At 75.7% G+C, this 8,124-nt stretch carries 6 protein-coding genes; 5 read left to right on the top strand and 1 reads right to left on the bottom strand.

All coding sequences use genetic code 11. The annotated features are described in order from the left end of the window. Positions 1 to 207: 207 nt before the first annotated feature. The 5 genes from leuS (at position 208) to holA (ending at position 7,852) form a co-directional block, all read left to right on the top strand. Positions 208 to 2,709 (top strand): leucine--tRNA ligase, encoded by a 2,502-nt coding sequence (leuS, locus tag QZX64_RS06695; RefSeq protein WP_295657835.1) that lies wholly within the window; start codon positions 208 to 210, stop codon positions 2,707 to 2,709. A gap of 3 nt (positions 2,710 to 2,712) precedes the next feature. Continuing rightward, positions 2,713 to 3,579 carry a DegV family protein gene (locus QZX64_RS06690; protein WP_295657833.1) on the top strand — a complete coding sequence of 289 codons (867 nt, stop codon included), beginning with the start codon at positions 2,713 to 2,715 and terminating at the stop codon, positions 3,577 to 3,579. Between the two features lie 64 nt (positions 3,580 to 3,643). After that, entirely contained in the window at positions 3,644 to 4,534 is an 891-nt protein-coding gene (locus QZX64_RS06685; RefSeq protein WP_295657832.1) for a ComEA family DNA-binding protein, read from the top strand. 43 nt (positions 4,535 to 4,577) lie between these two features. Then, entirely contained in the window at positions 4,578 to 6,824 is a 2,247-nt protein-coding gene (locus tag QZX64_RS06680) for a DNA internalization-related competence protein ComEC/Rec2 (RefSeq protein ID WP_295657830.1), read from the top strand. A gap of 35 nt (positions 6,825 to 6,859) precedes the next feature. Beyond that, positions 6,860 to 7,852, top strand: coding sequence for a DNA polymerase III subunit delta (gene holA / locus QZX64_RS06675; RefSeq protein ID WP_295657829.1), 993 nt, complete (start codon positions 6,860 to 6,862; stop codon positions 7,850 to 7,852). Between the two features lie 81 nt (positions 7,853 to 7,933). Here holA and rpsT read toward each other — a convergent pair. Beyond that, positions 7,934 to 8,124, bottom strand: a 191-nt coding sequence (gene rpsT, locus QZX64_RS06670; protein ID WP_295657828.1) for a 30S ribosomal protein S20, incomplete at its 5' end; no start/stop codon positions are given.

The raw sequence follows: 8,124 nt of genomic DNA, 5'->3' as shown, positions 1-8,124 counted from the left end.
AGCACGCCGGTCACATGATCGAGCCTAAGGGGGAGGGGGGCCGGCGCGTAGGATCGGCGCGTGGACCTGCTCCTGCTCCTCGAGCCGCGCTGACGCGACCAGTCAGCGCGGCGGCCCTCGTGACCACGGGGGCCTTTCGTGTGCCAGGGCCCGGACGACGCGGTCCGGGCAGGCCCGCCGCCCCGCCCGCCCCCTGAGAGGACGACCGTGACCGAGGCCCCGCCCGCCCAGGACGAGCGCGCGTACGACCCGCACGCCGTGCAGGACCGCTGGCTGCCGGTGTGGGACCGCCTCGACCTCTACCGGGCCGGCCGGCGGGAGGGCGCGCCGAAGACGTACGTGCTGGACATGTTCCCGTACCCGAGCGGTGACCTGCACATGGGGCACGCGGAGGCGTACGGGCTGTGCGACGTGCTGGCGCGCTACTGGATGCGGCGCGGCCACGACGTCCTGCACCCCATCGGCTGGGACTCGTTCGGGCTGCCCGCCGAGAACGCCGCGATCAAGCGCGACGAGCACCCGGCCACCTACACCTACGCCAACATCGAGACGCAGGCCGCGTCGTTCCGCCGCTACGCCATCAGCTTCGACTGGTCGCGGCGGCTGCACACCAGCGACCCCGACTACTACCGCTGGACGCAGTGGCTGTTCCTGCGCTTCCGCGAGCGCGGGCTGGCGTACCGCAAGAGCAGCGCGGTCAACTGGTGCCCCAACGACCAGACGGTGCTCGCGAACGAGCAGGTCGTGCAGGGCGCGTGCGAGCGGTGCGGCACGCAGGTGACCAAGCGCGAGCTCACGCAGTGGTTCTTCAAGGTCACCGAGTACGCCGACCGGCTGCTGGACGACATGGAGCAGCTGCGCGGCTCGTGGCCGGACCGCGTGCTGCTCATGCAGAAGAACTGGATCGGCCGGTCGCAGGGCGCGCACGTCGACTTCGTCGTCAGCCCCGCCGACGCCGACACGCAGGACGGCGGTCGCACCGTCACGGTGTTCACCACCCGTCCCGACACGCTCTACGGCGCCACCTTCTTCGTCGTCGCGGCCGACGCGCCGCTGGCACTGGAGCTGTGCGCCCCCGAGCGGCGCGCGGAGCTCGAGGACTACCGCGAGCAGGTCCGGCGGCTGTCCGACATCGACCGGCAGTCCACCGAGCGGGAGAAGACCGGCGTCGACCTCGGCGTCACCGCCCTGAACCCGGTCACCGGCGAGCAGATGCCGGTGTACGCCGCCGACTACGTGCTCGCGGACTACGGCACGGGCGCGATCATGGCGGTGCCGGCGCACGACCAGCGCGACCTCGACTTCGCCCGCGCCTTCGACCTGCCGGTGCGCGTGGTGGTCGACACCGGCCAGCCCGACCCGGCCGAGACGGGGACCGCGACGTCCGGCGACGGCGTCCTGGTCAACAGCGGGCCGTACGACGGCCTGCGCAAGGACGAGGCGATCGAGCGGATCGTCGCCGACCTCGAGGCCCGCGGGGGCGGTCAGGGCGCGATCAACTACCGGCTGCGCGACTGGCTGCTGTCGCGGCAGCGCTTCTGGGGTGCGCCGATCCCGATCGTGCACTGCGAGGGCTGCGGGGAGGTCGCCGTCCCCGACGACCAGCTGCCCGTCCGGCTGCCCGACCTGCGCGGGGCGGCCCTCAAGCCGGCCGGCACGTCGCCGCTGGGCGCGGCCGAGGAGTGGGTGCAGACCACCTGCCCGTCGTGCGACGGACCGGCGACCCGCGACACCGACACGATGGACACCTTCGTCGACTCGTCCTGGTACTTCCTGCGCTACTGCTCGCCCGACTACCAGGACGGGCCGTTCGACCCCGAGGCCGTGCGCGAGTGGATGCCGGTCGCGCAGTACGTCGGCGGCGTCGAGCACGCGATCCTGCACCTGCTCTACAGCCGCTTCTTCATGAAGGTGCTGCACGACATGGGCATGGTCGACGCGGTCGAGCCCTTCGCCGCGCTGATGAACCAGGGCCAGGTCATCAACCAGGGCAGGGCCATGAGCAAGTCGCTGGGCAACGGCGTCGACCTCGGTCGGGAGCTGTCGTCGTACGGCGTCGACGCGGTGCGCCTGACGGTGGTCTTCGCCGGGCCGCCCGAGGACGACATCGACTGGGCCGACGTGTCGCCGTCCGGGTCGGTGAAGTACCTGGCGCGCGTGGCCCGCGTCGCTCAGGACGTGGGTGCGCTGCCGGTGAGCGACGAGCGCGACGTCGCCCTGGACAAGGTGGTCGCGCGCGCGGTCGACGACGTCACCCGCGTGATGGAGGGGCAGCGGCTCAACGTCGGCGTGGCGCGGCTGATGGAGCTGACCACCGCCCTGCGGCGCGCGGTCGACGCCGGCAGCCCCGCCGTCGCCTCGCTGCGCGACGGCGCCTCGGCGCTGGCGGTGATGCTCGGCTGCTACGCGCCCTACACCGCCGAGGAGGCGTGGTCGCGGCTCGGGCACGACGTGGACGCGGGCGACTCGGTGCACGACGCGCCCTGGCCGACCGCCGAGGCGGCCCTGCTCGTCGAGGAGAGCGTCACCTGCGTGGTGCAGGTGGCCGGCAAGGTGCGCGACCGCCTCGACGTGGCGCCGGACATCGCGGCCGACGCGCTGCAGGAGCTCGCGCTCGCCTCCGAGGCGGTGCAGCGCTCGCTCGACGGCCGCGCCGTGCGCACGGTGGTGGTCCGCGCCCCGAAGCTGGTCAACGTCGTCCCGGCCTGACCGGTGGGCAGCGTCGCGGTCGTCACGGACAGCACGGCGTACCTCCCGCCGGGCGTCGGCGCGCGGTGGGGCGTCGCCGAGGTGCCGCTGCACGTGGTGCTCGGCCGGCGCACCGGCATCGAGGGCGTGCAGGTGTCCCCGGACGAGGTCGCCCGGGCCCTGCGGGAGCGGCGCCTCGAGGTGCGCACCTCGCGCCCGACCCCGGCGGAGTTCGCCCGCGTCTACCGGGCCACGGGCGCGACCGACGTCGTGTCGGTGCACCTGTCCGGCGCGCTGTCCGGCACCGTCGAGGCCGCCGTCCTCGCCGCCCGCGAGGTCGCGCCGGAGGGGATCGCGGTCCGCGTCGTCGACGCCCGCACCATCGCCATGGGGCTGGGCTTCGCGGTGCTGGCCGCGGCGGAGGCGGCGCAGGCGGGCCGTCCGCCGGAGCAGGTCGAGGAGCGGGCCCGGCAGGTCGCCCGCCGCAGCCGGCTGCTGTTCTACGTCGACACGCTCGAGCACCTGCGCAAGGGCGGCCGCATCGGCGCCGCCGCCGCGCTGCTCGGTGGGGCGCTGTCGGTGAAGCCGCTGCTGAGGATCGAGGACGGTCGGGTCGCCAACCTCGAGCGCGTGCGGACGGCGGCCCGCGCCCTCTCCCGGCTGGAGGACCTGGTCGTGGGGGCCGCCGGCGACCACCAGGTCGACGTCTCCGTGGCCCACCTGGCCGGCCCCGACCGGGCCCGGCACCTGGCCGCCCGGCTGACCGAGCGGCTGGCGGAGCAGCTGGGTGGACGCGACGTGTCGTGCGGGGAGCTGGGTGCGGTCCTGGGCGCGCACGTGGGGCCGGGCATGGTGGCCGCCTGCGTGGCTCCACGGCTGGACGTCGACTGATCGTTGTCCACAGGAGGCGGCGGCACCGGTCGCGTGCGGGGGCGGGTCTTCCTAGGGTCGGCGCATGCGCAGTCGACGCCCGAGCCCCGAGCACCAGGAAGCCGTGAGCCGGCGGCTGGCGCTGCTGTCCGCGGAGCTCGCGACCGTCCGCCCCGAGGTGGGGGCCGAGGCGGCTCAGCACACCCACACCCGCATCCGCGCGGTGCCGTCGCCCTCGGAGCCCGAGGAGCCCGAGAATCTGCCCGTGGTGCCGGTGCCCGGGCGGCACGCGCGCCCCGGCGCGGGTGCCGCCCTGGGCGACCTGGTGCCCGAGACGTTGCGCGGCCGGGTGCGGCTGGGCCAGGGCGCCGTCACCGTGGTGGCGCTCCTGCTGTGCGCGGGGCTCGCCGTCACGTGCTGGTCCCTGGTGCGCTCGGAGCCCCGGCAGCTCACTGCGCCGGCTGTCACCGAGCCGCTGGTCGAGGTGGCCGACCCGCCCGCCGTGGTCGCGTCGTCGGGGGCGCCCGAGACTCCCTCGCCGGCGGGCGCGCCGGCCGAGGTCACCGTCGACGTGGCCGGCAAGGTCCGCCGTCCCGGCATCGCCGTGCTGCCTGCCGGCTCCCGCGTCGTCGACGCCCTCGAGGCGGCCGGGGGAGCCCGGCGGGGCATCGACCTCACCTCCCTCAACCTGGCCCGCCCGCTCGTCGACGGTGAGCAGGTGCTCGTCGGCGTCGCCGCCGTGACGGGCCCCGCCGCGGTCGAGCCCGGCACCGCCACGACCGGGGCGCTGGTGGACCTCAACACCGCCGACCAGGCCACGCTCGAGACGCTGCCCAATGTCGGCCCGGTGACCGCGGGCTCGATCCTGGCCTGGCGCACCGAGCACGGCGGCTTCACCGCGGTCGAGGAGCTCCTGGAGGTGGACGGCATCGGCGACGCGACCCTCGCCGAGCTGGCACCCCTCGTGACGGTCTGAGGCGGTGGCGCCGGAGCGGCGGGCACACCCGCCCGACCTCCGGATGCCCGCGCTCGGGCTCGCCGCGTGGGCCGGTGGGCTGCTCGGGGTGCTGCGGCCCGGCTGGCTGCCGGTGGCGGTCGCCGTCTCGCTCGCCCTGGCGGCGATCGTGCTCCGCCGGGCGCCCCGACTGCTCGGCACGTGGCTGCTCCTGGCGCTCGTGCTCGTGGCCGTGGCCTCGCTGGCGTCGCTGCGGGGCGAGCAGGTCGGGGGCGGGCCCGTCGCCGGGCTCGCCGACGACCGTGCGGCCGTGACCGCCACGCTCCGCGTGACATCCGACCCACGCGAGCGACCGGGCCGCTTCGCGCCGTACGTCGTGGTGCGGGGCCGGGTCAGCGCGGTGACCGGCCGGGGCCGGACGTGGCAGGTCGACACCCCGGCGGTGGTGATCGGCGACGGCCGGTGGGCCGACGTCGCCCTCGGGTCCACCGTGCGGGCGACCGGTCGGCTGGCGCCCGCCGACGGCGATGCCGCCGCGCTGCTCTCGACCCGCGGCCCACCGCAGACCCTGTCGCGGCCGGACGCCTGGTGGCGGGGAGCGGCGGCGGTGCGTGCGTCGATGCGGGCCTCGGTCGAGCCCCGCTCCGCCGAGGCCGAGGCGCTCGTGCCGGCCCTCGTGGTCGGCGACGACGCGCGGGTCGACGAGGCCCTGGCCTCCGACTTCCGGACCACCGGCCTCACCCACCTGCTCGCGGTGAGCGGCACCAACCTGACGCTGCTGGTCGGGTTCCTCGTCCTCCTGGCCCGGTGGGTGGGCGTGCGTGGCCGGTGGGTGGTGCTCGTGGCCGCGGTCGGCATCGTCGGGTTCGTGCTGCTCGCCCGCACCGAGCCGAGCGTGCTGCGCGCCGCGGTGATGGGCACCGTCGGACTGCTGGCGATGGGCTCCAACGGCCGGGAGCAGGGGTCGCGGGCCCTCGGGGTGGCGGTGCTCGTGCTGCTGCTCCTCGACCCGTGGCTGGCCACCACGGCCGGCTTCGCGCTCTCGGTGCTCGCCACCGCCGGCATCCTGTTCCTGGCCCCGGTCTGGCGCGACGCGATGGCGCACTGGATGCCGCGCTGGCTGGCTGCGGCGGTCGCGGTGCCCGCGGCGGCGCAGGTCGCGTGCACGCCGCTCGTCGCGGCACTCTCGGAGCAGGTGAGCCTGGTGGCCGTGCTCGCCAACCTGGTGGTGGCCCCGGCGATCGGGCCGGCCACGGTCCTCGGCCTGGCCGGCGGCCTCCTGGGCCTGCTGTGGATGCCGCTCGGCCAGGTGGTGGCGGCCCCGGCCGCCTGGTGCGTCGGCTGGATCGTGCTGGTCGCGCGCCGCGGCGCCGACCTCCCCACCGCCGCTCTCGACTGGGGCGCCGGCCCGTGGTCGCTGGCGCTGCTGACTGCGATCACCGTCGGCGTCGTGCTCCTCGCCCCGCCGTTGCTGCGCTCGCCGGCGTCCGGGCTGGGCATCTGCGTGCTGCTCGTCGTCACGGTCGTCTCACGCCCGCCGACGCCGGGCTGGCCCCCCGACGGGTGGGTCGTCGCCGCCTGCGACGTCGGGCAGGGCGACGCCCTGCTGCTGCGTGCGGGGCCGGGCTCGGCGGTGGTGGTCGACGCCGGCCCCGAGCCGGCGGCCGTCGACCGGTGCCTGCACCGCTTCCAGGTGGAGGCGGTGCCGCTGGTGGTCCTCACCCACTTCCACGCAGACCACGTCGACGGGCTCGCCGGTGTGCTGGGCGGGCGTGCGGTGGGCGAGGTGGTCGTCACCTCGCTGGCCGACCCTCCCCAGGCCGTCGACGCCGTACGCCGGCTGGCCGGCGCCCGCGGCCTCGAGCCGGTCGTGACGTCGTACGACCGGGGCTGGCAGGTGGGCGACGTGCGGCTCCAGGAGGTGTGGCCGGCGGCCGGGGCCCCCGGCACCGGGCCCAACGACGCCAGCGTCGTCCTGGTGGCAGAGGTCCGCGGCGTGCGGGTCCTCCTCACCGGCGACGTGGAGCCGGAGGCGCAGGCCCGCCTGGCCCGCACCCTCGGCGACCTGCGCGTGGACGTCCTCAAGGTGCCGCACCACGGCAGCCGCTACCAGGACCTGCCGTTCCTCACCGGGCTGGGGGCGAGCGTGGCGCTGGTGTCGGCCGGGGCCGACAACGACTACGGGCACCCCGCTCCCGGGACCGTCGCAGCGCTGTCGCGCGCGGGCGCGCAGGTGCTGCGCACCGACGTCGACGGCGACCTGGTGGTGACCGTCCGCGACGGCCGGCTGGGCACCCTCACCGGCGGCTGACGGGCTGTCGGCGGGGTGTGGCAGGCTGACGCACGATGGCAGGTCACGGTCCCAGCGCAGCCCAGGTCCTCGGTCGCGTCACCCTGGTGACGGGCAAGGAGGAGTACCTCAGCGCCCGCACCGTGGCCTCGGTGCGCCAGGCGATCCGTGCGCACGACGCGGAGGCGGAGGTCGCCGACAGCCCCGGGGGCGCGCTCACGCTGGCCACCCTCGACGACATGTCGTCGCCCTCCCTGTTCTCCTCCACGCGCTGCGTGATCGTCACCGCGCTCGAGGACGCCGCCGACGACGTCGCCGACGCACTGGTCGACTACGCCGCCGCCCCGTCCGACGACGTCGCGCTGGTCCTGGTGCACTCGGGGGGTGCCAAGGGCAGCGGGGTGCTGACCCGGCTCCGCAAGCAGGCGGCGGTCACCGAGGTGAAGTCGCCCGAGGTGAAGTACGCCCGCGACTTCGTGGCCTTCGTGAGCGCCGAGTTCGCCGCCCGCGGCGCGCGGTCGACGGCCGAGGCCGCCGACTTCCTGGTGCAGGCCGTGGGCCAGGACCTGCGCTCCCTGTCGGCGGCGACCTCCCAGCTCGGCAACGACTTCCCCGACCAGCAGATCGGGGTCGAGGAGGTGAAGCGCTACTTCGGCGGCCGCGCGGAGGCCAAGTCGTTCGCGGTGGCCGACCATGCCTTCGGCGGCCGGGCGGCGCCGGCCCTCGAGGAGCTGCGGTGGGCGCTGGAGGGCGGCACCGCCACGGTGCTGGTGACCTCCGCGTTCGCGGCCGGGGCGCGCGGCATCGCCCGCTACCTCGGCGCCTCGCGTGGCCTGCGCGAGGCCGACCTGGCCCGGGAGCTGGGGGTGCCGCCGTGGAAGGTCAAGACGATCCGTGACCAGTCACGTGGCTGGACCGACGAGGGCATCGGTGCCGCCGTCCGGGCCGTGGCGTCGGCCGACGCCGACATCAAGGGGGCGGCCCACGACGCGGCGTACACGCTGGAGCGGCTGGTGCTCACCGTGACCGGCCTGCGCAGCCCCCGATGAGCCCTGGCCGATGACCCCTGCGCGGCCCCTGAAATGACGAAACGCCGCCCGGGGGCGGCGTTTCGTGCGGGAGGCCGAGCGTCAGAGGGACGCGGCCTTCTTGGCGATCGACGACTTGCGGTTGGCCGCCTGGTTCTGGTGGATGACGCCCTTGGAGGCCGCCTTGTCCAGCTTCTTGGAGGCGTCACGACCAGCGACCAGCGCGGCGTCCCGGTCGCCGGCCTCGGCGAGCTCGCGGAACTTGCGCACGGCGGTCTTGAGCCCGGTCTTCA

The sequence above is a fragment of the uncultured Nocardioides sp. genome, from assembly GCF_902805925.1.
In the GTDB taxonomy this organism is placed as follows: Bacteria; Actinomycetota; Actinomycetes; order Propionibacteriales; family Nocardioidaceae; genus Nocardioides.
The sequence above is the reverse complement of the archived record's forward strand: the minus strand, read 5'-3'. Positions and strand labels throughout refer to the sequence as shown.

What these genes read in the sequence shown, in the direction of transcription:
- QZX64_RS06685 (WP_295657832.1), top strand. Translation starts at nt 3,644, where the DNA reads ATGCGCAGTCGACGCCCGAGCCCCGAGCACCAGGAAGCCGTGAGCCGG.
- QZX64_RS06680 (WP_295657830.1), top strand. Translation starts at nt 4,578, where the DNA reads ATGCCCGCGCTCGGGCTCGCCGCGTGGGCCGGTGGGCTGCTCGGGGTG.
- holA (WP_295657829.1), top strand. Translation starts at nt 6,860, where the DNA reads ATGGCAGGTCACGGTCCCAGCGCAGCCCAGGTCCTCGGTCGCGTCACC.